Origin of the sequence: Holdemanella biformis DSM 3989 (genome assembly GCF_000156655.1) — a bacterium.
Taxonomy (GTDB): Bacteria; Bacillota_I; Bacilli_A; order Erysipelotrichales; family Erysipelotrichaceae; genus Holdemanella; species Holdemanella biformis.
Genome location: NZ_DS996844.1, coordinates 11,871 through 35,839, shown reverse-complemented (window position 1 = coordinate 35,839; position 23,969 = coordinate 11,871). Strand labels below are relative to the sequence as shown.

General features: G+C 34.1%; 21 protein-coding genes. 16 read left to right on the top strand and 5 right to left on the bottom strand.

Annotated elements, in window-relative coordinates; all coding sequences use genetic code 11:
- Positions 1 to 171: 171 nt before the first annotated feature.
- The 3 genes from EUBIFOR_RS08210 to def all read right to left on the bottom strand — a co-directional run bounded on the left by EUBIFOR_RS08210 (position 172) and on the right by def (position 3,477).
- Complete coding sequence (locus EUBIFOR_RS08210; RefSeq protein WP_003865557.1) at positions 172 to 1,011, bottom strand: metallophosphoesterase; 840 nt, start codon at positions 1,009 to 1,011, stop codon at positions 172 to 174.
- 34 nt (positions 1,012 to 1,045) lie between these two features.
- Positions 1,046 to 2,851 (bottom strand): ribonuclease J, encoded by a 1,806-nt coding sequence (locus EUBIFOR_RS08205; RefSeq protein ID WP_003865556.1) that lies wholly within the window; start codon positions 2,849 to 2,851, stop codon positions 1,046 to 1,048.
- A gap of 74 nt (positions 2,852 to 2,925) precedes the next feature.
- On the bottom strand, positions 2,926 to 3,477 hold the full coding sequence (gene def, locus EUBIFOR_RS08200; protein WP_040466388.1) for a peptide deformylase: 552 nt from the start codon (positions 3,475 to 3,477) through the stop codon (positions 2,926 to 2,928).
- Between the two features lie 97 nt (positions 3,478 to 3,574).
- Between def and EUBIFOR_RS08195 the strand changes: the two genes are divergently transcribed.
- From EUBIFOR_RS08195 to EUBIFOR_RS13445, 9 genes are all read left to right on the top strand, one after another.
- Positions 3,575 to 4,783 (top strand): FtsW/RodA/SpoVE family cell cycle protein, encoded by a 1,209-nt coding sequence (locus EUBIFOR_RS08195; RefSeq protein ID WP_003865554.1) that lies wholly within the window; start codon positions 3,575 to 3,577, stop codon positions 4,781 to 4,783.
- Positions 4,780 to 5,331, top strand: a complete 552-nt coding sequence (gene rsmD / locus EUBIFOR_RS08190; protein ID WP_003865553.1) for a 16S rRNA (guanine(966)-N(2))-methyltransferase RsmD — start codon at positions 4,780 to 4,782, stop codon at positions 5,329 to 5,331. The genes EUBIFOR_RS08195 and rsmD overlap by 4 nt, the downstream gene beginning before the upstream one ends.
- Complete coding sequence (gene coaD / locus EUBIFOR_RS08185; protein WP_003865552.1) at positions 5,331 to 5,807, top strand: pantetheine-phosphate adenylyltransferase; 477 nt, start codon at positions 5,331 to 5,333, stop codon at positions 5,805 to 5,807. The genes rsmD and coaD overlap by 1 nt, the downstream gene beginning before the upstream one ends.
- Position 5,808: 1 nt before the next feature.
- On the top strand, positions 5,809 to 6,054 hold the full coding sequence (locus tag EUBIFOR_RS13500) for a ribonuclease III domain-containing protein (RefSeq protein ID WP_003865551.1): 246 nt from the start codon (positions 5,809 to 5,811) through the stop codon (positions 6,052 to 6,054).
- Entirely contained in the window at positions 6,023 to 6,493 is a 471-nt protein-coding gene (locus EUBIFOR_RS08180; protein ID WP_341864568.1) for a ribonuclease III family protein, read from the top strand. The genes EUBIFOR_RS13500 and EUBIFOR_RS08180 overlap by 32 nt, the downstream gene beginning before the upstream one ends.
- A 1-nt stretch (position 6,494) precedes the next feature.
- Positions 6,495 to 10,808 carry a PolC-type DNA polymerase III gene (locus tag EUBIFOR_RS08175; protein WP_040466387.1) on the top strand — a complete coding sequence of 1,438 codons (4,314 nt, stop codon included), beginning with the start codon at positions 6,495 to 6,497 and terminating at the stop codon, positions 10,806 to 10,808.
- Positions 10,809 to 10,890: 82 nt separating this feature from the next.
- A complete protein-coding gene (locus tag EUBIFOR_RS08170; protein ID WP_003865548.1) occupies positions 10,891 to 12,102 on the top strand; it encodes a dicarboxylate/amino acid:cation symporter in 1,212 nt (403 codons plus the stop codon).
- A gap of 1 nt (position 12,103) precedes the next feature.
- Complete coding sequence (gene mscL, locus EUBIFOR_RS13450; RefSeq protein WP_003865547.1) at positions 12,104 to 12,283, top strand: large conductance mechanosensitive channel protein MscL; 180 nt, start codon at positions 12,104 to 12,106, stop codon at positions 12,281 to 12,283.
- A 68-nt stretch (positions 12,284 to 12,351) separates the two neighbouring features.
- Positions 12,352 to 12,507, top strand: a complete 156-nt coding sequence (locus EUBIFOR_RS13445; protein WP_279625099.1) for a hypothetical protein — start codon at positions 12,352 to 12,354, stop codon at positions 12,505 to 12,507.
- On the opposite strand, the gene EUBIFOR_RS08160 is transcribed toward EUBIFOR_RS13445, so the two are convergent.
- The gene (locus EUBIFOR_RS08160; RefSeq protein ID WP_003865545.1) at positions 12,481 to 13,377 is read right to left on the bottom strand and encodes a calcium/sodium antiporter; all 897 of its coding nucleotides are present in this window, start codon (positions 13,375 to 13,377) and stop codon (positions 12,481 to 12,483) included. The genes EUBIFOR_RS13445 and EUBIFOR_RS08160 overlap by 27 nt on opposite strands.
- Before the next feature lie 261 nt (positions 13,378 to 13,638).
- Between EUBIFOR_RS08160 and EUBIFOR_RS08155 the strand changes: the two genes are divergently transcribed.
- Together EUBIFOR_RS08155 and EUBIFOR_RS08150 are read left to right on the top strand one after the other, a co-directional pair.
- On the top strand, positions 13,639 to 14,544 hold the full coding sequence (locus EUBIFOR_RS08155; RefSeq protein WP_003865544.1) for an Rpn family recombination-promoting nuclease/putative transposase: 906 nt from the start codon (positions 13,639 to 13,641) through the stop codon (positions 14,542 to 14,544).
- 143 nt (positions 14,545 to 14,687) lie between these two features.
- Positions 14,688 to 15,605, top strand: coding sequence for a calcium/sodium antiporter (locus tag EUBIFOR_RS08150; protein ID WP_003865543.1), 918 nt, complete (start codon positions 14,688 to 14,690; stop codon positions 15,603 to 15,605).
- A 7-nt stretch (positions 15,606 to 15,612) separates the two neighbouring features.
- Here EUBIFOR_RS08150 and EUBIFOR_RS08145 read toward each other — a convergent pair whose 3' ends face one another.
- A complete protein-coding gene (locus EUBIFOR_RS08145) occupies positions 15,613 to 16,221 on the bottom strand; it encodes a TetR/AcrR family transcriptional regulator (protein ID WP_040466386.1) in 609 nt (202 codons plus the stop codon).
- A gap of 186 nt (positions 16,222 to 16,407) precedes the next feature.
- On the opposite strand from EUBIFOR_RS08145, the gene EUBIFOR_RS08140 reads away from it, so the two are divergent.
- The 5 genes from EUBIFOR_RS08140 (at position 16,408) to EUBIFOR_RS08120 (ending at position 23,889) form a co-directional block, all read left to right on the top strand.
- Positions 16,408 to 18,489 (top strand): efflux RND transporter permease subunit, encoded by a 2,082-nt coding sequence (locus EUBIFOR_RS08140; protein WP_003865540.1) that lies wholly within the window; start codon positions 16,408 to 16,410, stop codon positions 18,487 to 18,489.
- 2 nt (positions 18,490 to 18,491) lie between these two features.
- Positions 18,492 to 20,858, top strand: a complete 2,367-nt coding sequence (locus EUBIFOR_RS08135; RefSeq protein ID WP_003865539.1) for a hypothetical protein — start codon at positions 18,492 to 18,494, stop codon at positions 20,856 to 20,858.
- Between the two features lie 93 nt (positions 20,859 to 20,951).
- On the top strand, positions 20,952 to 21,104 hold the full coding sequence (gene scfA, locus EUBIFOR_RS08130) for a six-cysteine ranthipeptide SCIFF (RefSeq protein ID WP_003865538.1): 153 nt from the start codon (positions 20,952 to 20,954) through the stop codon (positions 21,102 to 21,104).
- Positions 21,105 to 21,185: 81 nt separating this feature from the next.
- Positions 21,186 to 22,580 (top strand): thioether cross-link-forming SCIFF peptide maturase, encoded by a 1,395-nt coding sequence (gene scfB / locus EUBIFOR_RS08125; RefSeq protein WP_003865537.1) that lies wholly within the window; start codon positions 21,186 to 21,188, stop codon positions 22,578 to 22,580.
- A complete protein-coding gene (locus EUBIFOR_RS08120) occupies positions 22,561 to 23,889 on the top strand; it encodes an aminotransferase class V-fold PLP-dependent enzyme (RefSeq protein ID WP_003865536.1) in 1,329 nt (442 codons plus the stop codon). The genes scfB and EUBIFOR_RS08120 overlap by 20 nt, the downstream gene beginning before the upstream one ends.
- The last annotated feature ends 80 nt before the right edge of the window (positions 23,890 to 23,969 follow it).

Below are 23,969 nucleotides of genomic sequence, written 5' to 3'. Positions count from 1 at the left end.
AAGAAGGAAATCCGGCAAGTTTTGTCGTGATGGATGCTAAAAATTACCATGAAGCTTTAAATTTGGATGCGCCAGTATTAAAATCTTACAAAGATGGAAAATTGATCGCATCTTGTACACCGGCAACACGAAAAATTCTATTTTAAAAGGTCCACAAGGACCTTTTTGTGTTTATTTACTTTGTAGCATGAAATAATAGATTTCAGGAGTCGACATAAAACGAAGATTTACATGTGTGCAGCCAACACCAGATGAAATGATATATGGAAAGGAAATCTTTTTGGCGCGAGAACGATTTAATGATTTTGCACCATCTATTGTTTTATATCCTCCTAAAATAGGGAATGTGATTTGTGTTCCATGGGAATGTCCACAAAGTGCTAAAGAGATGGATTTTGTAGATAATTCTTCATTTATCAATGTATCTGGCATATGTGTAACTAATAAGTTATATTGCGTATCTGCAGCAGTGATTTTACTAGGATCTGGTGTGTTTGATAATGCACTTAATGTAATGCCATCACTCTTTTGGTTAGACAGAAGAATGGTTTCGTTTTCTAGAATTTCAAATTGAGATTGATTCAATATGGAACGAACAATATCATTATTTGCCTCATCCTTTTCACCTAGTACACAAAATTTACCAAGCGGAGCATTGATTTTTGATAGTTTATTTGTGATGTAGTCAATATCTTCTTGATCCATTTGACAAGATTCATCAAATAGATCTCCACCAAAAATAATGATGTCTGGATCTAAATGTTCGATTTTATCAAAGAGCTTATTAGCTCTTTTTTTATTTTCAAATTTTCCATACTGCAAATCTGTAAAATAAACAATCGATACATCATTCATAGATTCAGGTATCTTAGTGTCTTGTAGTGTTTTATATTGCACAATCAAATTATCGGGTTCTACATTTTTTGCGATACTTATAGATGCGGCCATACTGAATACAATCACAAACAAAATACCGATAATGATAAACATTTGTTTCTGTAACTTTGTCATGCAAATATTTTATCATAAAACACAAAAGACATCACTAGGATGTCTTTGTTCTTGGTTTTCTTGCATGGAAGCTTTTACGATTCTTTTGAAGTTCTTCCATCGTTTGTTTTGAATTTAAAATAACTGGAATTACAATTGGATTTCGATGTGTCTTTTTATATAAGAATGGTTCTAAAGTAGAACGTACACAATTTTTAATTTCAGAGAAAGTTGTTTTTTCTTTCATCTTTTCTTGAAGTGAATTATTTACAATATATTCAGCTTCTTTGATTAAACCTTGTGAATCTTTAATAAAGACAAATCCACGCGATACGATAACAGGACGCATTAAGATTTTATTTTCTTTTGAATCAATAGCTAAAATAACGGCAACTAAACCATTATCTGCTAAAATACGACGATCTTTTAATACGGCTGTAGATAATCCGGAAATATCATTTCCATCTACATAGATATCATCACCTTGGTATCGCCAGTCACTTTGTAGTACTTTGTGATCTCTTAAAATAAGAATGTCACCATTGGCACATACAAAAATGTTTTCTTTTGGAATACCAGTTTCCATAGCGGTTTGTCTATGCTGCATCAACATTTTATATTCACCATGAATAGGCATAAAGTACGTTGGACGAACTAATTGTAACATTAGTTTTTGTTCTTCTTTTGAAGCATGTCCCGTTGTATGCAAGTTATTCAAGATGGATTTTGTAAGTACGGTAGCACCAGATCTAAATAAGTTATCAATAACACGATTGACACTGGATTGGTTTCCAGGAATTGGATTACTTGAGAAGACAATTGTATCGCCTGGTTTTAAGTGAATAAAGCGGTGTGTACCATTGGCAATTCTTGATAGAGCTGCAAGTGGTTCCCCCTGACTTCCAGTACAAATAATACATACTTTGTCATCTGGAGTATGAGCAAGTTCTTCTGGACTTAAAAAGTCTGAATTTTTGACTTTGATCGTACCCATCTTTCTTCCAATATCAACAACATTTTCCATGCTTCGTCCAAAGACGATGACTTTTCTTCCAAATTTAGTAGCTGCCTCGATAATTTGGGCAACACGATGTACGTTGGATGCGAATGTGGCAACAATTAAACGTTGCTTAGTCTTACGCATAATGTCTTGAATTTCATTGGCAACTTTTCTTTCTGAAATAGAGAAGTCTTCAACTCCAGAGTTTGTGGAATCAGACATTAATAAATCGGGTTGTGTAACACCAATAAATGCCATCTTTTGATAGTCAGCATTTGTTCCAACAGGCGTTAAATCAAATTTAAAGTCACCCGTATGAACGATAGATCCATTAGGACATGTGATATGTACACCTAAAGAATCTGGAATTGAGTGGATCGTATTAAAAAAACCTACTTTGAAGTATTTTGTAGTAATACTTGAATTTTCATCGATTTCTATAATTTTTGTTTTTTCTAGTCCTTTATGTTCGCTTAATTTTTTAAGAATTAAAGCCTTCGCAAAGCGAGGTGCATAAATTGCGTCAATCTGGACTTGTTTAAGTAAGAAAGGAATTCCTCCAATATGGTCTTCGTGACCGTGGGTAATTACTAAAAACTTTCTTTTTTTGTTCATGCGAATCAAATGGTGATAATCAGGAATAACATAGTCAACACCTAATAAATCATCACCTGGAAACAAAACGCCACAATCTACGATACAGATTTCATTTTCGTGTTCGTAGCAATACATATTTTTACCAACTTCGCCTAATCCCCCTAAGGCATAGATCAAAGTATCACCTTTTTCAACGTGATTTTTTGCATGATATGGTTTTTTGTTCGATGCATGCCCAAACGTTTGTTCTTGTGTTTTTGGCATATTCGACCTCTTTCTATAATTTAATGACTCTATTGTTATTATAGCAAAGCTAGTCAATTTAAAAAAGCAGAAGCTTAAATGACTTCTGCCTCATCATCACTTTTCCAAGGATTGTTGGCATCAATGTGATCATAGAAAAGTGTACCTGACAAGTGATCAATTTCGTGTTGAAGGCAAATTGCGAAATAGCCTTCGGCTGAAATGGTTACATTTTTATCTTGAATCAAATCATAACCACGAACTTTAATTCGAGCATGACGGAAAACATGACCAGGATGTTCACCTTTTACAGATAAACAGCCTTCTCCATTATCTAAGTATGCATTTTGTACAGATTCTGAAATGATTTTAGGGTTGACTAATGCGACCTCATCTACACCATCTTCATAAGGAATCACAACCGCAATCATTTGTTTTAAAACACCGACTTGAACGGCTGCAATACCAACAGCTGGTTGTAAACCTTCAGCTTTGGCAATTTCATCATCTTGTGAATTACGCACATAATCTAACATAGCCTGTAAAAGTTCTTTATCTTCATTGGACAAAGGCAATGAAACAGGCTCACTTTGCATACGAATTCGCTCATCAGTATCTAATATAATATCTTTGCTTGTTATTTTCATAGTAATCATCCTCGCAAGTATTCTATAGCATTTTCGAATTATTGACAAATGATTTTTGAAAATATGCTAAAATAGAATTTATGATGGGGGGATTATCATGTCCAAACAAAAACGGCGATCAAAATTATCGTTTTTCGCATTGGATTCAAAATGTGATAAATATATAAATTGGGCGGTTGCGCTTCTGTTATTGGCTGGAACATTCACGATTATTTCAACAAACGTAGGAAAAACAACATCTGCACCCAATATTGTTCCTAAAGTACTGATGAAACAATGCATGTTTGTGTTATGTGGATATATTGCGATGTGGTTTATGAATAGATGGTTTCGTTTTAAATGGTATTCCAAATTGGAAAACGGAATTATTATAGCCCTTTTGATTATGTTGATACTTCCGCTTTTTTCTGCGGAAATTGGAGGAAGTCATGCCTGGATCTTGATTGGAGGTATATCTTTACAGCCAAGTGAATTCGCAAAACCATTGATTATGATAATTTGTGCTACGTGCTTATATCGAGCTAAGACAAAAACAGTCATGTTAAAAGAAAAAGGCCATCTTTTTATAAAGGCATGGGCTGCATTTATTGTTATATTTTTTATTGTGGCTATGCAAAAAGACATGGGAACATTGGTGATTATTTGTTTTATTTTCCTATCTTGTATTATGATTCCTAGATATGTGGTTTTACAACGTATGCAACGATTATTAAAATTATTCGTTTATGGAGCAGTTGCAGCAGCTATTGTCTTATTTGGAATCACAAATATTGGTACTGAAATTATAAAACATACATCGCTTGCTCATATTGCGGTGCGTGTTGAAAATTTTAAAGATCCATATACCGATGTATATGGAGATGGATATCAGCCTGCTAACTCATTATATGGTATCGCAAGTTCAGATATTCGTGGAAAAGGTATAGGCAATTCAACTCGAAAATATGGCTATTTAACACAGGCAGATAATGATTATATTCTAGCTGTATTGCTTGAGGAAACGGGTGTTTTTGGGTTGTTTGGTTTAGTTATATTATATGGAATGATTGAAATTCGTTTATTTTATTATGCATTTAAAACAAGTGAAGACATGTATAAAGTAATATTAGGTGGAACAGGCGTTTATTTATTTATGCACTTTTTCTTAAATGCCGGAGGCGTTGCTTGCTTAATTCCTTTTACAGGAGTTCCACTCTTATTTATTAGTAGTGGAGGAACAAGCTTAATGTCGATTATGTTGACAATGGGGTTGGCACAAAATTGTATTTGTTCGATTAGACGAAAGGAGATGGATCGTTTATTATGAGAATTGTGGCGGGAAAATATGGTTCTAGATCATTAAAGAGTCCTAAAAATGATGCGACTAGGCCTACACAAGATAAAATCAAAGGCGCTATCTTTTCAAGTTTGGGAAATATTTTTGATGGTGGTAACTTTTTAGACTGTTACAGCGGAACTGGAAATATGGGATTAGAAGCTGTAAGTCGAGGTATGGATCATGCGACTTTAGTCGATAATAATAAGGGTGCTATCTCGGTAATCAAGGAGAATGTAAAAAACTTAAAGGCGGATAAAGAAACAAAGATTATTTGTGGAAATATCTTTACTGTGTTAGAGCGGCTAACATTAAAATATGATGTGGTATATATTGATCCTCCTTACGCAAAGCAGGAAAATGAAAAATTGATTCAGAAGTTAGATGATTTAGATATGGTAAAATTGGATGGAGTTATTGTTGTGGAAAGCCTTGAAGAAGAGGTGTGGCCTGAAAGGATCGCTTCTTTTACAAAATATAAAGAAAAGACATACGGTATTACGCGTATTTCTTATTATCAAAAAGAGGAGAATGAGTAATGAAAATAGCAGCATTTTGTGGAACATTTGACCCAGTGACATATGGGCATTTGGATATTATTGAAAGGGCAAGCAAATTGTTTGATGAGTTGGTTGTTTTTATTTCACCAAACTCAGACAAGAACAATGAGTTTACTGAAGCAAGAAGACTTGCATGGTTAAATGCATCGACAAAACATTTGTCGAATGTAACATGTAAAATTCAATCTGGATTAGTAGTAGAGGCTTGTAAAAGTGTAAATGCTACTGTGCTGGTACGTGGAATTCGTAATGGTGTGGATTGTACATACGAGCAAAATATGGCGTTTATGAATGCAAGATTGGATGAGAATATCGAAACAGTTTGTCTATTTACACGACCTGAATATAGTTTATATTCAAGTTCAAATGTAAGAGAACTCTTTAAATATGGACAAAACATTTCTGGATTTGTTCCAGCTTGTGTATTAGAAGATCTTAAAAAAGGAGAAGAATAAAATGGAAAAGTTTATCGATTGGTTAAAGGCAAATGGATATAAATATAAAAATGAGGATATTTATTTAGAGGCATGTACACATTCTTCTTATGCCAATGAACATCATCGCCAAATGGATGATAATGAACGACTTGAATTTATGGGAGATTCAGTTTTACAAATTTGGAGTGCAACTCAACTATTTTTTAATGGAACCAAAAATGCGCGAGGGACAAATGACAACACTTCGTGCACAAACGGTATGTGAATCTACGCTATATGTATTAAATAGACAACTAGGATGGTATGAATTTTTGCGTTTAGGTGTTGGCGAAGAAAAAACGGGTGGAAGAAATCGAGAAAGTATTTTAGCTGACCAGTTTGAAGCTTGTATTGGAGCTATTTATATTGATCAAGGATATCATGTGTGTGATGAAATCTTGACTAAATATATGAAGCCTGTATTTAAACAAGAAAAAAGCGAGGCTGTTACAGATTATAAAACACATTTACAAGAAGTAATTCAAGCAGACTCTAGAAAGACGATTCAATATAAACTATTAGAAGAAAAAGGTCCAAGTAATGCTCCAACATTTACTATGGGTGTATATTTAGATGATATTTTATTGGGGCAAGGAACAAGTAGTACGAAGAAAAAAGCAGAACAAAAAGCCGCTAAGGATGCTTTTGAAAAGATGGCTAAATAAAATGGAAGTATTTGAAAAATTATTAGATGCCCAATTATATGCTTATTTTAAAAATGCCTCATTTTATGAGAATCCCATTTTTCATGCAACACATAAAATGGTTGAGTTTTATATAGAATTTGAGAATGTAATTCCTTTAGAAGTATATGAACAGATCATCACAAAGTTGCAGCTTGCATTGCATGTACATGTGAAGTTGCATATTCATTCCAAAAATAATGCGGTAGAAATGGATGAATTAGATCGTTATGTGAATCATTTTGTGGAAAAATATAGTGATGTGAAGGATTTCCGTTTTTTACATCCATATCTAGAAAATGATACGATTTGTTTTTCAACACGAGATGAGTCTAGACTTGCAGCATTAAATTTAGCATTGCCAAGCTTGGTAGAAAAGTTAAAAGAAGTGGGTATCAATCAAGAAATTGTATGTAAAAAAGTAGAGGAAAATATTGCGATTGAAACGGCAAAGGTGCAAGTAGCTGCACCTGTTGTAAAACAAGAACCGGTTAAAAAACAATATTCTTCTTCAAATAGTTATAAAAAAGAATCGGCTACACAATATAATATTAGGGATTTACGTGTTGGCTATTCGAATGTTCAAATTGAAGGTCATATTTTCGATATTGATAATCGTGTGATGAAAAGTGGTAAAACACTACAGATGCTATATATCAGTGATTATGATGATGCGATCGTTGCCAAACGTTTTGAAGGAGCTAGATGTCCAATTGAAGAAATTGAATCTGTAAAAAAAGGAATGCACGTCGTTTTAACGGGAGAAGTAGTGTATGATTCTTTTTCTAAGTGCGATTCTTTCATGGTAAGAAAGCTTGAAATCACACAAGAAAAGAAAAGAGAAGATCATGCCAAGGTGAAAAGGACAGAGTGGCATGTACACTCTAACTTTTCGGAAATGGATGGAGTTTGTGCTATCGAAGAATTTATCCAACAAGCCTATGATTGGGGTATGGATTCAATTGGTGTGTGTGACCATCAAGTTGTTCAGGCTTTTCCAATGGCTCAACACAAGATTGAAGCTTTATCGAAAAAAAATCCAAATCGCGAATTTAAAATGTTGTATGGATGTGAAATGTTAGTGGCGGACTCTAAATATCATATTGTCTACAATAATGATCATCGAAGATTAGAAGATGCAACATTTGTCGTATTTGACTTGGAAACTACGGGTCTTTCGAATACGCGTGATGAAATTATTGAATTTGGTGGTGTGAAAATCAAAAATCGTGAAGAGGTTGGACGATTACAGATGTTCATTAATCCAAAGCGAACGATTCCTGCGCATATTTCAAATTTAACGCATATTACACAAAATGATGTGGATTGCGCAAAACCAATCGAAGATGCCTTAGATGAATTGTTAGAGTTTATTGGGGATTCCATTTTAGTAGCACACAACGCAACCTTTGACGTTGGCTTTATGAATGCAGCGTGTCGTAAAACAGGTCGTGATGAACTAACCAATCCGGTGATTGATACGTTACCACTATCATATGCGATGCTTCCAGACGAACAAAAACGCTTTAATTTAGGAAGTGTATGTCGTCACTATCGCGTGAGTTATGATGGTGAAGGAGCGCACCGTGCGGATTATGATGCGGATGTACTTTCACAAGTCATGTATAATATGATGAATCAATTGGGCCATGACGCAACATTAGATACATTGATGGATATGGAAGGTGGATGTGAAAAGTATTCAAGCAAGAAGCCTTATGAAAGAAATCGTCCATATCACATGACCGTTTTTGCCAAGAATAAAGATGGCTTAAAAGAGTTGTTTGAATTGATTACTTTATCGCATACACAATATTTAGTAAGTATGGGTAAAGAAAATGGGCAGCCACGTATTATTAAGGAAGAAATTTCAAAGAAGTGGGATAATGGCAACTTATTAATTGGTTCTTCTTGTCAAAATGGTGAGATTTTTGAACTAGCTCATACAAGAAGTAAAAAAGAATTATTTGAAGCCATGGCCTATTATGACTATATTGAGTTACAGCCATTAGATTGTTATAAGAATATGTTGGATCGTGGAAGCATTACGGATGTGGAGGATTTAAAATGGTATCTACAGTTTATTTATGATACCGCAAAAGAAGCAGGTAAGATGGTTATCGCATCAAGTGATGCACATTATGTAAATCCAAATGAGAAACGTCTTCGTGATGTGTATATCAATGCCAAGGCAATTGGGAATGCTAGACATCCTCTATATATTTATAATAAGCAAGCGCGTAAGGCTACGAGCAATCCAAATCAGCATTTGTTGACAACGGATGAAATGTTGAAGGCATTTGAATGGATGGGTGAAGATGTAGCTTATGAGGTTGTTGTGGAAAACACAAATAAATTAAAGTTATTAACAGAACCTATCTTTCCAATTAAGGATAAATTGTATCCACCGGATATTGAGGGGTCAGACCAAAAATTGCGTGATATTTGTTTTGAAACAGCTCACCAATGGTATGGAAAAGATTTGCCAGACATTGTTGAAAAACGATTAACACGTGAATTGGATAGTATCATTGGTCATGGATATTATGTAGTTTATTATATTTCACACTTACTTGTAAAAAAGAGCAATGATGATGGATATCTAGTAGGTTCGCGTGGATCTGTAGGTTCTAGTTTTGTTGCGACAATGTCAAATATCACAGAAGTAAATCCATTAACACCTCATTATGTATGCAAGAATTGTCAGCATTATGAATTTTTAGATGGAGATGAAGCTAAGTCTGGTTTTGATTTACCGGATAAAGTTTGTCCAGTATGCGGAGAAATTATGCGTGGGGATGGTCAGGATATTCCGTTTGAAACATTCTTAGGTTTTGAGGGGGATAAAGTTCCCGATATTGATTTGAACTTCTCGGGTGAATATCAGCCAAATGCCCATGCATACACAAAAGAAGTATTTGGTGATGATCACGTTTTTAGAGCAGGTACTGTAGGTACGGTACAGGAAAAAACGGCATATGGATATGTCAAAGGATATGAGGAAGAGATGGAGTGTGAGCCTTTTAATGAGGCAAAGCGTGTAGATTTGGCCAAAGGTTGTGAAGGCGTAAAAAGAACAACGGGTCAGCACCCAGGTGGTATTGTCGTTGTACCTTTGGATATGGATGTGCATGATTTTACGCCAGTTCAATATCCGGCAAACAATCCAAATGCGACTTGGAAAACAACACACTTCGATTTCCACCAGATTCATGATAATATCTTAAAATTTGATATTTTAGGGCATGTCGATCCTACGGCTATGAAAATGTTAGAGCGAATTACGGGAGTCAATGTTCGTCAAATTCCAATGAATGATCAGGCAACTATGGCTATTTTTTCTACGACAGAATCACTGAAAATCGATACGACAAAATATAATGAAGTGACTGGAGCAGCTGGTATTCCTGAGTTTGGTACACCATTTGTTCGTGGGATTCTAGAACTTACAAAGCCGACAACATTTGCGGAATTAGTCACTATTTCTGGTTTGTCTCATGGTACGGATGTTTGGTTGGGAAATGCCAAAGATTTGATTGATAATGGAACTTGTAAGTTGAATGAAGTTATTGGTTGTCGTGACGATATCATGGTTGATTTAATGGGATATGGTGTTAAACCAAAATTATCATTTACGATTATGGAAAGTGTCCGTAAGGGTAAAGGTTTAAAAGATGAATGGGTTACTGAAATGAAGGCGAACAATGTACCAGAATGGTTTATTGATTCTTGTACAAAAATCAAATACATGTTCCCTAAGGCTCATGCGGTTGCCTATGTTATGATGGCTGTGCGTATTGCATGGTTTAAGGTACATATGCCAGTACATTATTATTGTATGTATTTTAGTATTCGTTGTGATGCTTATGATGTGCAGACCATGATTCAAGGTGAGGCTGCCATTCGTCAAAGAATGGCGGATATCAAACATATGAAAGAGGATAAAACACAAAAACCAAGTGATAAAGAATTGGCTATTTATGATACGTTAGAACTTGCTTTAGAAATGGTTTTACGTGGCTTTAGATTCTCGAATATTAGTATTAATCGTAGTGCAGCCACCGAATTTATTGTGGATCCAGATGATCCAAAAGCAATTATTCCACCTTTTACAAGTATTGATGGTTTGGGTTCAAACGTAGGCTTATCTGTTGTAAAGGCTAGAGAAGAAAAACCATTCCTTTCTAAGGAAGATGTATTAAAGCGTACACAGCTTTCAAAAACTTTAGTTGAAAAGTTAGCTGAAATGAATGCTTTAGAGGGATTGGATGAAGAAAATCAAATGACACTGTTTTAGGCAGTGTCTTTTTTAGTGTATTTGTAAATTTTTACATATATGTAGTCATATGATAAAATATTTACATTGTTGGAGGAGAGTTATGAAAAAGAAAGGATATAATATAACACTTGGCATTTTTATTGGCTTGATTGCAGGTGTTATTGTTGGGATTATAATGCCGGAATGGGCAAATACCGCATTGAGCGTTGTTGCTTCCATATATATGTCGGCCTTAAAAATGATGATTTTCCCACTTGTATTTACAAGTTTAGTCATGGGAATTATTGGGATTGGAGATATTGCCAAAACAGGTAAAGTTGGTTTACATGCCTTATTATGGTATACAGGTACAACAGCTTTGGCTTCTGGTTTAGGATTGGTTTTACCTCGTTTATTACATTTGGGTAAGAATGCACATATTGTGGCAACTAAGACGCAAGTAGAAGCAGCTACATTTAATGGTTTGTTGGATACTTTACAGAATATTATTCCTTCAAATCCAGTAGAGGCTTTCGCAACGGGAAATATGCTTCAAGTATTAGCTTTTGCCGTAATTATTGGACTTGCTTGTTTGGCTATCAAGGAAAAAGCAGATCCATTTGTGAATTTGTGTGATTCCATTTATCAAATTTCTATTTTTATTATTAGTAAAATTATGTATGTGACTCCATTTGGAGTATTCGCATGTATTGCCACAGTTATGTATTCAAATGGTGTGGATACAATGCTTCAATTAGGGCAAGTATTATTGGCATTGTATATTACGTTCTATTTATATGCATTTATTGTTTATGGTGGTATGGTTAAATTCTTTGGAAAATATAGTCCAATTCAATTTTTTAAAGATATTGCACCAGCAGGATTGAATGCGTTTGGAACTTGTTCAAGTAGTGCTACGATTCCTATTTCATTAAAGTGTGCTTCAGAAAAGATTGGTATTCCTGAAGAAATCACATCTTTAACTTTACCTTTAGGTGCAACAATCAATATGGATGCTGTTTCGATTTTGATGTCATTTATGATTACATTCTTTGCGACAGCTTTAGGTATTGATTTAAGTATTGGAACAATGGTAACTGTCCTTGCTTGTAACGTATTGTTAAGTGTTGGTACTCCAGGCGTTCCAGGTGGTGCTATTGCTGCTTTTGCGGCATTGTGTCCAATTGCAGGAATTCCAACAAATCAAATCCTAGGTGTTTATATTTCAGTAAATACTTTGTGTGACATGGGAGCTACTTGTGTGAATGTCATTGGTGACTTGGCTTGTTCAACTGTATTAAAGCAGACCTTACATTTTAAAAAGAAAAAATAGGATGAAGACAAATAAAACAATCAGTGAATTTAAAGAGTTTATTGCCAAAGGCAATGTGATGGATATGGCTGTGGGTGTCATTATTGGTGGTGCTTTTGGAAAAATTGTGACTTCCTTGGTAAATGATATATTGATGCCGATTGTGGGAATTTTAATTGGTAGACTTGATTTTACGGTTTAAAAATTCGAGTAGGCACAGCTACAATCACGTATGGTAATTTTATTCAAAATGTTGTAGATTTCTTGATTGTGGCAGCATGCATCTTTACAATGTTGAAGTTTTTAGCACATTTTAAAAAGACAACAAATGATCAACTTGATCAAAAAGAACCTAAAAAAGAAGATACTGTTGTCTTATTAGAAGAGATTCGTGATTTGTTAAAGAAGATAGATAAAGTAAATTAAATATGTGATCAACAAGAGTATACCAGCTTTTTTGTCGAGTACTCTTGTTTTTTTAGTGCAAAGATAAAGGACAAGACCAATCAATATTGCGACAAAAGAATCAATAATAAAGTGAGGTTCAAAAGGTACGGGAGTAATAAGTGCACTTGATCCTACGACAAATAAGATATTAAAGATATTCGATCCAATGATGTTTCCAATCGCGATATCGGCATTGCCTTTTTTGGCTGCTGTTACAGAAGTGACAAGTTCTGGTAATGAAGTTCCTAAGGCAACGATTGTTAGGCCGATAAATCTTTGACTGACACCTAATGAAATGGCAATGTTTGTAGCTGCATCTACCGCAAAGTTACTTCCAATCATTAAACATACAAGTCCGAGTGGAATAAATAAAGGATTTGTTTGTTTGATTTCAGTTTCTTCCATTTGATTCTTAGACATTTTATAAATGTAGTATAAGTAACCAAGAAAGAATAACCACATAATAATTCCATCTAAACGAGAAATTGTTGTGTTGATACCTAATAATATCAATACAAATGTTACAAGTATCATAAATGGCATTTCATATTTCATCGTACTATTTTGAATATGTAAAGGACGAATCAGTGCTGTAATGCCAAGAATGATTCCTACATTTAGAATGTTACTTCCAACAACATTTCCAATTGTAATGGCAGCATTGGATTTTAAAGCAGCAGTAATAGAAACAAAAGCTTCTGGTAGACTAGTTCCCATCGCAACGATAGTAAGTCCAATAATCAGTTGGGGTATGCCAAAACGTGAGGCGATACTACTAGCTCCATCGACAAACCAATCGGCTCCTTTTAGCAGTAGAATAAATCCTAATACTAATAAAATTATGTTCATATAGTTCCTCCTGGACCAGATAAAATAAAAAGACTCTGGTCTTATATACCAAAGTCTTGCCATTTCATCACAGTCCGGATTTAATATCGTATTGACGAAGCTGTAAACACATATATGTGCAGGCTACTCCCTTTATGAGCATATTATACATATTTTGTTCAATAAAATCTATGTTTCATTGTAAAAATATCTTAACAAATGCAAGTTTTCTAGAAAAACATCAATTTATTTCGTATTAGATATAGGGGGTGAGTAAATCACATGAATAAAATTAAAGACAAAACAATGAAAGAATTTCTAGAAAACAATGCCTATTTTGTCGACTTCTTTAATGCGTACTTCTTTGATGGAGAAAGAGTTCTTAAACCTGAAAACTGTATGGAACTTGATTCAGAGATGAATGATTCAAATATGGATCTAGAAAAGCATGTGGATGTAATTCGTAAGTACAATGATGGAAATCTTTATAGTGCATTCATTATTGAGAATCAAAGTTATGTGGATGCTTCAATGGTTGTAAGAGCGGCTGCATATGAGTTTGTAGCGTATGACAGAATGTTAAAGAAGCTAAAGAAGAATAAGGCTAAAGAAAAACTACCCATGGTGCATATCCTAGTATTTTATACAGGAGAAAAGCTTTGGAATGCTGCAAACAAGCTTTCCCAGCTTGTAGAGGTGGATGAAAGATTTGAATCCTATTTCCATGACTACCAAATGAATCTGATTGAAATCACAGGAAATACTTCATATAATTTTAATGAAGAAGACGTGTATAATCTATTCTATATATGTCGAAGTATTTATGATCAGTCTATTTATGAAGAAAAGAGTAATGGCTTTGGACTTGTGAAGAGCAGTGTGTTAAAAGTCGTCAAGACATTAACGGATGTAGAATGGTTGGATTTAGAAGAATTAGAGGAAAAGGAGGAGATTGAAATGTGTGAAGCTGAAAAGAGATGGCTTGAAGTAAAGTCAAAAGAATGGGAAGCTAAAGGAATAAAAAAAGGAATCGAACAAGGCATTGAACAAGGAATTGAACAGGGTAGTGAGAAAAAAGAGCTTGAGATGTATCGAAAAATGATGGACAAGGGATTTGGAATTAAAGCTATCGCATCTATCTTCTCAGTAAGTGAAGAGTCGATTGAAAAGCTGCTGATGAAAGCTTAGGTAAAGCTGAAAAGAGATGGCTTCGAAAAAGAAGACACGTTCTTTTGTTCAATGTTTGTAACAATGGATACCAGGAGATGAAAAATCTCTTCTTTTCTTTTTCGTCTGTGATATAATAAGGTGACTTTGAAAGGATTGAGAAAATGGTATTTCTTTTATTAGTATTAGGTATGGTCCTTTTAATGAAGGGTGCAGACTTGTTTGTGGATGGTAGTGCAAGTGTGGCTCGTAAATTAAAAGTGCCTTCAGTTATTATTGGTTTGACAATTGTTGCGCTTGGAACAAGTTTACCAGAAGCAAGTGTGAGTATTACAGCTGGTTTAATGGGCAGTAATGAAATTGCGATTTCAAATATTGTGGGTTCTAATATTTTCAACACGTTGGTTGTGGTTGGAACAAGTGCAGTCATTACTCCGTTTTTAATGGATCAGGATATTTTGAATCGTGATTTAAAAATCAATATTTTAGTGAGTATTTTACTTTCAATTTTTGTGTTGAATGGAATGTTGAATCGCTTTGAAGGTATTATCTTCTTAGTCGGTTTAGTATTGTTTATTTTAAATTTGATTCGTAGTGCTAAAAAGAATCGTGTTGAGGATGAGAAAGTTGAAACTTTATCGGGAATCAAATGCCTAATTTATATCGTGATTGGTGTTGCGTGTATTATTTGGGGTGGAGATATCACTGTAGATAGTGCAAAACAGATTGCAGCTATGCTTGGTATGAGTGATACTTTGATTGGTTTAACTGTTGTTTCGATTGGAACTTCTTTACCTGAGCTAGTAACAAGTGTTGTTGCGGCAAGAAAAGGTGAGAGTGGATTATCTTTAGGAAATGCGATTGGAAGTAACATAATGAATATCTTATTTATTTTAGGTGCTTCAAGTACAATTCATCCAATTGCGGCTACTTCACAAAATATTATTGATACTTTTGTCTTGATTGGTGTATCTCTTTTGATTTATGGCATTGCCAAAAAGGGAGATACAATGACAAGAAAAAAGGGGATCTTTATGATCCTCGTATATGTCATTTATATGATTTATATTATTGTACGCTAGGCGAGTCCTAGCTTTTTTTCTTTCCTTGAGAAAGGATAGCTCGAATAGAATCGAAAAGAATGGGTTTATATTCTTCAATCGGCAGGGGTTGACTATGAAGAATACTGTTGTAGCAAGTACTTCCTGTAAGTTCAACTATTAAGTAGAGTATGACTTCTGAATTTTCAAATTCATATCCATTTGCGGTTGCGATTTCGTTAAATTCTTTTATAAGATTGAAACTATCATTATCAATAGCCGTATTTAATTGGGCATGGAACACGCCCCAAGATAGGTTTCTTTCAACGAATTTTAAAATCAATGGATTGTTTTCTAATCGAATCAATACTTGATTGATCAAAAAAATCACAGAGTCTTCAAAATTACGAATATCGTTTTTTTCTAATTGTTTGTGGGCTTCTTCAAAAAGACGATGTGCTTCTTTTTGAATTAGAATATCGCGAATTTGGTATTTATCTTTGAAATAAAGATAGAAAGTTCCTTTTGCGACGCCTGCACTCTTTACAATATCATTTACAGAGACATTCGTAATGTCTTCTTTTGTGAATAGATTAAAGGCAGCCTGTAAGAGGTTGTTTTCTTTTATTTTCTTATTTTCGATTATCTTACTTTTCATGCTTATCACCATCCTTATTATAAACAATAATTTAGAAAATACAAATAAAAATGACCGATTGAACATATTAAAACAATTGTATATTTGGAATTATAAAAAAATAAATCAAAAATATTGACTAATGGTCAGTTTGGTACTATACTCTTCACGTAGTAAAGGAAAGGATAGAAAAAAAGGTGATTCGATATGGATAAGATGTCAAAATGGATAGTTAAATATCGTAATTTGATTTTGGCCGTAGCCATCATACTATTAATTCCAAGCGCAATTGGTTATTTCAATACAAATATTAATTACGATTTATTATCTTATTTACCTTCAACTTCAGAATCTATGAAAACACAAAAGATTCTTGGGGATGATTTTAACTTATCGAGTGTAGACTTCTTGGTTGTCAACAATAAATCAGATCAAGAGGCCGCAAAAATTAAGGAAGAGATCAATAAAATTGATGGAGTTGAAAAATGTATTTGGAGAGATGATGTATTAGATATTTCAGTTCCAAAACAGGCAATTCCAGAAAGCATTCAAGATATGCTTTATTCTGGCAACAGTACAATGATGATTGTTACATTTAAAGAGCCAACATCATCAATGCGTACAATGAATGCGATTAGTAAAATAAAAAAATATACAAAAGATGATTGTTACTTAGGTGGTATGTCAGCCATCAGTGAAGATACTAAAGATCAAACAGAACATGATACACCAATTTATGCAGGCATTGCGGTTGTATTATGTATGGTCGTATTGTTCTTAGGATTAGAGAGTACAATTGCTCCAGTTGTATTTATGCTAGGAATGATTTTCCCAATTGTTTATAACTTTGGTACAAACGTATTCTTAGGTGAAATTAGTTATATCACAAAGGCTTTGGCCGTTGTATTACAGTTAGCTGTTACTTTGGATTATTCCATCTTCTTATTACATAGATATCAAGAAGAAAAACAAAAACTTCCAAATGAAGAAGCTATGGCAAAGGCTATCAAAGCTACGTTTACTTCAATTACTTCAAGTTCAATCACAACAATTGCAGGTTTCGTTGCCTTGTGTGTAATGCAGTTAACACTAGGTAGAGATATTGGTATTGTCATGGCAAAAGGTGTTGTTCTTGGTGTATTATCAACCATCTTTATTTTGCCAAGCTTGTTGATGTTCTTTGATAAGACGATTGAAAAGTACAAACATAAAACAATTTTGAATGAGTTACATAGAGTACCTCGTTTTGTGATTCATCACTATAAAAAGATTCTTGTTGCCTTCGTGTTGATTTTCATTCCATTTGGATATGGACAGTCACATACAAATATCTATTATGATTTGATTTCTGGTATGCCAGGTGATTTTGCGAGTATCATTGGTACAAATCAGTTAAAAGATAAATTTGATATGACAACAACACATTTCGTTTTAGTGGATGACAAATTAACGACAAACGAAATTCAGAATATGTGTTCTGAAATCAAAGATTTAAAAGGAATTCATAATGTATTGGCTTATGAAGAATTTGTAGGTCCAGGACTTGCATCTAACTTTACTCCAAGTGTAGTAAAGGATATTTTCCAAAATGGTGGAAAGAAATTAATTGTTGTGAACAGTGATTATAAAGCTGCAACAAACGAATTAAATACACAGTTAGATAAAATGGATACCATCATTCATAAATATGATAAAAAGGGTATGATTGGTGGAGAAGGAAGTATGACACGTGATTTGATCACAACAACAAATACAGACTTTGCGATGGTTAACGTATTATCAGTCATTATGATCTTTATCATTGTTGCCTTAACATTTAAATCATTTGCACTTCCAGTCATTTTAGTACTAACAATTGAATTTGCGATTACGATCAATATGGGTATTCCATTCTTTACAAAAACTACACTTCCATTTATCGCAAGTATGGTTATCGGAACCATTCAATTGGGAGCTACCGTTGACTACGCTATCCTAATGACAACGCGTTTTAAAGAAGAGTTATCGCATGGTAAGAAGGTTAAGGAAGCGGCTTTGATTGCGATGGAAAAATCGAGTGTTTCCATTATGACAAGTGGATTCTCATTCTTTGCCGCATGTATCGGTGTAAGCTTTGTAGCTAAGATGGATTTAATTAAATCATTAGTCATTTTATTAGCACGTGGTGCTTTAATTTCAGTCGTAAGTATTTTATTGGTATTACCTTCATTGTTGATTTTCTGCCACAAGTTCATCGAAAAGACGACAAAGAATTGGCCAGAATCAAACATGGAAGCGAAAGGAGAATAAATATGAATTTAAGTCATACAGTAAAAGTAGTTGGTAGTGTAGTGTTGAGTGCAGTTATGGCAGGAAGTATGATGCCTGTGACTGTATTTGCACAAAATAATGATGAAAATCCTACAGAAAAAACAGAAACTGTTTATTCTGTATTAAACTCAGATGGTTCTATTAGCGATACAATCGTATCTAGCTGGTTACATGATGAGGATGGAATTAATAATATTAAAGAAACTTTAAACTTAACAGATGTTAAGAACATTAAATCAAATGAAAAACCTTCAAAAAATGGAAATACATATACATGGAATGCGAAAGGAAATGATGTGTATTATGAAGGAACAGCCACAAAACAACTTCCTGTGTCTGTTAAGCTTCGTTATGAATTAGATGGTCAGGAAATGTCTGCAAAAGATATGGAAGGTAAGTCTGGTCATTTGAAATTAACTATTTCTTTCACAAATAACCATTCAGAAGTAAAAAATATTAATGGAAAATCCATTGTGATTCACCCTAGTTATTTAGCTGGTGGTATGTTGAATATGAGTACTGGTAACTTTACAAATGTGAAGTGTGAATCTGGTAAGATCGTAAATGATGGAACAAATGAAATGTTGGCATTTGCGAATATTCCAGGCTTGAATGAAACATTAAGATCTGCAGGTTTAGATAAAGTAAACAATCAATTAGGAATCAGTGATGATGTAACAGTAGAAGCGGATGTCAATAATTTTGATTTAGGTTCTATCATGGTTGGTATGACAAATGAAATTGATTTGGCAAGTGAATTAGGTGAAATTGGTTCTGTATCTGAATTAACAGATGGAATTGATCAATTAATTGAAGCGGATGATCAATTGATCGATGGTTCTAAACAATTGTATGATGGAACAACACAATTAAAAGAACAAGCTGCTCCATTAACAGGCTCATCTGATCAAGTGAGACAATTATCTGCAGGTGCTATCCAATTAAATGATGGTGTTAAAGCCTTACAAACAGGTTTAACTGCTTATACAAATGGTGTGGATACTTTAGGTGTAAACGCAAAGGCAATGTATGGTATTTCTTCAGGTGTTAAAACTGCATATGAAGGAGTTTCGAAAGTACAAGAAGGAAAAGAGCAAAGCTTAAAAGATGGAGCAAATTCTGTTTCTGAAGGATTGAATAATTTATATAATGCTCTTTACGGGCAAGGGGTTTTTACTACAACAGAAGAATTAAACACAACCTTGACTAATTCAATAACAGAACTAGATAAAATGTCTGAGGCTTTAGGAAAAGGTAAGGATACTTTAAGTGCAATGAGTAAGTCTCTTGAAGCTGCGAATACTTCTTTGGCTGGATTAGAAAGTACTGAGAAACAATTAAACCAGGCTTTATCTGAAATAGTTGCAACTGAGATGAATAATAATCAAATTGTAGCAAATAACAATGCAACCATTAGAGATGATCAAGTAGCAATCAATGCAGTAAAAAGTAGTTTAAAATCATCAATTACGTCATCAATTACAACAATCAAACAGGCTCAAGCAGATTTGAGTGCAGAAGGAAAAGACGAAGAAGCTTACAAATTAGACTCTTATGTAATTGATTTAAATAATGAATTGACTGCAATTGATTCAATTAACGATTTAAATACGTTAACAGAATTAACTTCAACTTCGGATAAAGTTAAGGAATTAAACTCTTTAATTTCTACTTTAAAAAATTCATTGGATCCATTAGATGAACAGATTAAAGCAAATAAAGAAATTTTGGGTGGCTTGAAAAAACAGGTGGATGATGCATCAGCAAAATTAAAGGAAATGCAAAAGACTTTAGAAACATCTACTACAGATGCAGAAAAAATGAAAACAATTTTGGATAAATTTCAGCCATCTATGAAAAAGTTGAAAGATGGAGCAATAGATGTTTCTGATGGGGTATCATCACTAGATGAAGGACTAGAAGAATTGAATAAACAAACTGCTCCAGGAATTGTTGCATTAAATAATGGAATTGATAAATTAACATCCAACAATGCTACATTAAATGGTGGAGCTAGTGCATTATCAGATGCAACTGGAACACTTGCTGGACAGAGTGGAACATTTAATGAAATGGCTGACGGATTAGATACATTGGGTAAGGCATTTGAAACATTGAATGATGGTGCTAAACAATTGTATGAGGGTAATGAACAATTCAAGTCTGAAGGATTGGATCAATTAAAAGAAAAGGTTGATTTAGGTGTTGGAGAACTTGAAACGTTACAAAGTGTAATGAATGAAATCAAAGCTATGAATAAAGAATATGCTTCATACTCTGGTGCTCCAGAAGGTGCTACAGTAACGAGTCGTTACGTATTCCGTACTAAGGAAGAAAGTTCTAAATAGTTTAAAAAGGTATTCTTCGGAATGCCTTTTTAATTTGATATTATTTGGTTGGCGTGTTAAAATAAAAGTGAATTTATATGGGGGTATATAATCATGAAACATATTAATACAGTAGATACTCGTAACTTGTGTGAAAGCGCAAAAAATGGTGGATGTGGAGAATGCCAAACTTCTTGCCAATCAGCTTGTAAAACTAGCTGCGGAATCGCGAACCAAGCTTGCGAAAATAATAAAGAAAGTAAGTAATTAAGAAATGCCGAAGTGATTCGGCATTTTTAATGCCGCCTTTAAGGCAGCATTTTTTTAAATTTTGAGGAGGAAATATAGATGATTCATCAGTATAAGATGTTTAATCAGAATATTGTATTGGATATTTGTTCAGGAAGTATTCATGCGGTAGATGAAATTGCTTATGATATGATTGCTGAATTTTTAGATAAAGATAAAAATGCTTTGGTTTTAGAAATGAAGGAGAAATATCCTAGTGTAGAAACATCTGAATTAGAAGAATGTTACGATCAAATCTTAGAATTAAAAGAACAAGGTCGTTTGTTTAGTGAAGATACATATGAACCTATGGCAGGCCAATTAAAAGCTAAGACAAGTGGCGTTATTAAAGCTTTATGTCTTCATATTGCCCATACTTGTAACTTGAATTGTTCTTATTGTTTTGCAAGCCAAGGAAAATACCATGGGGACCGTGCATTAATGAGTTTTGAAACAGGAAAACGCGCTCTTGATTTCTTAGTGGAAAATTCAGGAACACGCAGAAACTTAGAAGTAGATTTCTTTGGTGGAGAGCCACTAATGAACTTTGATGTGGTTAAACAATTAGTTGCCTATGCTCGTAGCATTGAAAAAGAAGCCGGAAAGAATTTCCGCTTTACATTAACGACAAATGGTATGTTGATTGATGATGACGTAATTGAATTTGCGAACAAAGAAATGAGCAACGTTGTATTAAGCTTAGATGGACGTAAAGAAGTGCATGACCGTTATCGTGTGGATTATTCTGGTAAGGGAAGTTTTGATACGATCGTTCCTAAGTTCCAAAAGCTAGTAAAGGCTCGTGAAGGTAAAAATTACTATATGCGTGGTACTTTTACTCATGCCAATCCAGATTTCTTAAAAGATGTGCAACAAATGTTAGATTTAGGTTTTAGAGAATTAAGTATGGAACCTGTGGTTGCCAAGTCAGATGATCCTGCAGCACTAACAAAGGCAGATCGTGAAATTGTTATGAAACAATATGAAGATTTAGCAAAGTTGATGCTTGATTATGACGATAAGAAAGATCCATTTACTTTCTACCATTATATGATTGATTTAAAGGGCGGACCATGTATTTATAAACGTATTTCAGGATGTGGTTCAGGAACTGAATATATGGCCGTTACACCATGGGGAGATTTGTACCCTTGTCACCAGTTTGTAGGAGAAGAAGCCTTTAAATTAGGAGACATTTATACGGGTGTCACAAACAAAAAGATCCAGAATGAATTTGCATCATGTAATGTATATGCACGTAAAGAATGTGCAGATTGCTGGGCAAGACTTTATTGTTCTGGAGGATGTGCAGCCAATGCATATCATGCGACAGGATCTGTCAAAGGTGTATACAAAGAGGGGTGTGAACTATTCTGTAAACGACTAGAGTGTGCACTTGCCGTAGCCATTATTCGTGATATGAAAGAAAATAGTCATGAAGACGCCGATTGTTAATTTTCTTAAATCGTATCAAGAAAAATCACCTGTAAGAATGCATATGCCAGGCCATAAAGGTTGTGGCATTCTTGGTTTTGAAGGAATGGATCTTACAGAAATTTATGGAGCCGATGAGTTGTTTGCGGCAGAGGGAATCATTAAGGAAAGTGAACAAAATGCTTCCTCTTTATTTGGCTGTCCAACCTATTATTCAACGCAAGGCTCTACTTTATGTATTCAAACGATGTGCACGATATTATGCCAAGATGCCAAAAGTAAAGGCAAGAAGCCTAAAATTCTTGCAGGAAGAAATGCCCATAGAAGCTTTATTCATGCTGCTGCACTTTTAGATTTTGAGATTGAATGGCTATATGGAAATAGTGATTATTTATCTTGTACGATTAGTACAGAAACTTTGGAAAAGGAAATTGTTGAAAACAATCCAACGGCTGTATATCTGACAAATCCAGACTATTTAGGAAACCTTTTGGATATTAAATCTCTAGCTTCGATATGTAAAAAGCATGATGTATTACTTGCCATAGACAATGCCCATGGTGCATATCTTCGTTTTTTAGAACCATCTTTACATCCTATTGATTTGGGAGCTGATCTATGTTGTGATTCGGCTCATAAAACACTACCTGTACTTACAGGGGGAGCTTATTTACACTTAAGTGATTCTTTGAATCAAGTATGGAAAAATGACGTAAAACATTTTATGGAATACTTTTCTTCCACAAGTCCATCCTATTTGATTATGGCATCTTTAGATGCTGCAAATGAGGTGTTGGATACTACGTTTAAAAAATCCTTGTCTGAATGTATTCAAAGAGTTGATGTATTAAAGAATGCTTTGATTCAACATGGATATACGATTTTATCTGGTGAACCTATGAAGATTACGATTTCAACGAAAGAGTTTGGCTATACTGGAAATGAAATCGCAAATTTTTTAATGGAATGTGATATCTATCCTGAATTCTATGATTCAGACTATATTGTATTAATGCCATCTCCGTATAATACGAAGGATGACTTAAAACGATTAGAGACATGTTTATGTAAAATTGAACGGAAATCTGTTGTATTTAATTCATTTCATAAATTAGAACGTGCAAGAAAAGTAATGAGTGTACGCCAAGCTTTATTTGCGCCAAGTACAATGATAGAAGTTTCTAAATCTTTAGGACAAGTATGCTCCAGTGTTTCTGTATCTTGTCCTCCAGCGATTCTTCCAGTGATTCCAGGTGAAGTGATTGGTGAGTCTTCTGTTGAAGTCATGAAATATTATGGTATTGAAACTGTACGAGTTGTCAAAGAATGACAGCTCTTTTTCTTTTGTATATGTGAAATTGCTAACAATTGAAGTATAATAAAATAAGAAGCTAACATACGAAAAGGAGG

What these genes read in the sequence shown, in the direction of transcription:
- EUBIFOR_RS08210 (WP_003865557.1), bottom strand. Translation starts at nt 1,011, where the DNA reads ATGACAAAGTTACAGAAACAAATGTTTATCATTATCGGTATTTTGTTT.
- EUBIFOR_RS08205 (WP_003865556.1), bottom strand. Translation starts at nt 2,851, where the DNA reads ATGCCAAAAACACAAGAACAAACGTTTGGGCATGCATCGAACAAAAAA.
- def (WP_040466388.1), bottom strand. Translation starts at nt 3,477, where the DNA reads ATGAAAATAACAAGCAAAGATATTATATTAGATACTGATGAGCGAATT.
- EUBIFOR_RS08195 (WP_003865554.1), top strand. Translation starts at nt 3,575, where the DNA reads ATGTCCAAACAAAAACGGCGATCAAAATTATCGTTTTTCGCATTGGAT.
- rsmD (WP_003865553.1), top strand. Translation starts at nt 4,780, where the DNA reads ATGAGAATTGTGGCGGGAAAATATGGTTCTAGATCATTAAAGAGTCCT.
- coaD (WP_003865552.1), top strand. Translation starts at nt 5,331, where the DNA reads ATGAAAATAGCAGCATTTTGTGGAACATTTGACCCAGTGACATATGGG.
- EUBIFOR_RS13500 (WP_003865551.1), top strand. Translation starts at nt 5,809, where the DNA reads ATGGAAAAGTTTATCGATTGGTTAAAGGCAAATGGATATAAATATAAA.
- EUBIFOR_RS08180 (WP_341864568.1), top strand. Translation starts at nt 6,023, where the DNA reads ATGACAACACTTCGTGCACAAACGGTATGTGAATCTACGCTATATGTA.
- EUBIFOR_RS08175 (WP_040466387.1), top strand. Translation starts at nt 6,495, where the DNA reads ATGGAAGTATTTGAAAAATTATTAGATGCCCAATTATATGCTTATTTT.
- EUBIFOR_RS08170 (WP_003865548.1), top strand. Translation starts at nt 10,891, where the DNA reads ATGAAAAAGAAAGGATATAATATAACACTTGGCATTTTTATTGGCTTG.
- mscL (WP_003865547.1), top strand. Translation starts at nt 12,104, where the DNA reads ATGAAGACAAATAAAACAATCAGTGAATTTAAAGAGTTTATTGCCAAA.
- EUBIFOR_RS08160 (WP_003865545.1), bottom strand. Translation starts at nt 13,377, where the DNA reads ATGAACATAATTTTATTAGTATTAGGATTTATTCTACTGCTAAAAGGA.
- EUBIFOR_RS08155 (WP_003865544.1), top strand. Translation starts at nt 13,639, where the DNA reads ATGAATAAAATTAAAGACAAAACAATGAAAGAATTTCTAGAAAACAAT.
- EUBIFOR_RS08150 (WP_003865543.1), top strand. Translation starts at nt 14,688, where the DNA reads ATGGTATTTCTTTTATTAGTATTAGGTATGGTCCTTTTAATGAAGGGT.
- EUBIFOR_RS08145 (WP_040466386.1), bottom strand. Translation starts at nt 16,221, where the DNA reads ATGAAAAGTAAGATAATCGAAAATAAGAAAATAAAAGAAAACAACCTC.
- EUBIFOR_RS08140 (WP_003865540.1), top strand. Translation starts at nt 16,408, where the DNA reads ATGGATAAGATGTCAAAATGGATAGTTAAATATCGTAATTTGATTTTG.
- EUBIFOR_RS08135 (WP_003865539.1), top strand. Translation starts at nt 18,492, where the DNA reads ATGAATTTAAGTCATACAGTAAAAGTAGTTGGTAGTGTAGTGTTGAGT.
- scfA (WP_003865538.1), top strand. Translation starts at nt 20,952, where the DNA reads ATGAAACATATTAATACAGTAGATACTCGTAACTTGTGTGAAAGCGCA.
- scfB (WP_003865537.1), top strand. Translation starts at nt 21,186, where the DNA reads ATGATTCATCAGTATAAGATGTTTAATCAGAATATTGTATTGGATATT.
- EUBIFOR_RS08120 (WP_003865536.1), top strand. Translation starts at nt 22,561, where the DNA reads ATGAAGACGCCGATTGTTAATTTTCTTAAATCGTATCAAGAAAAATCA.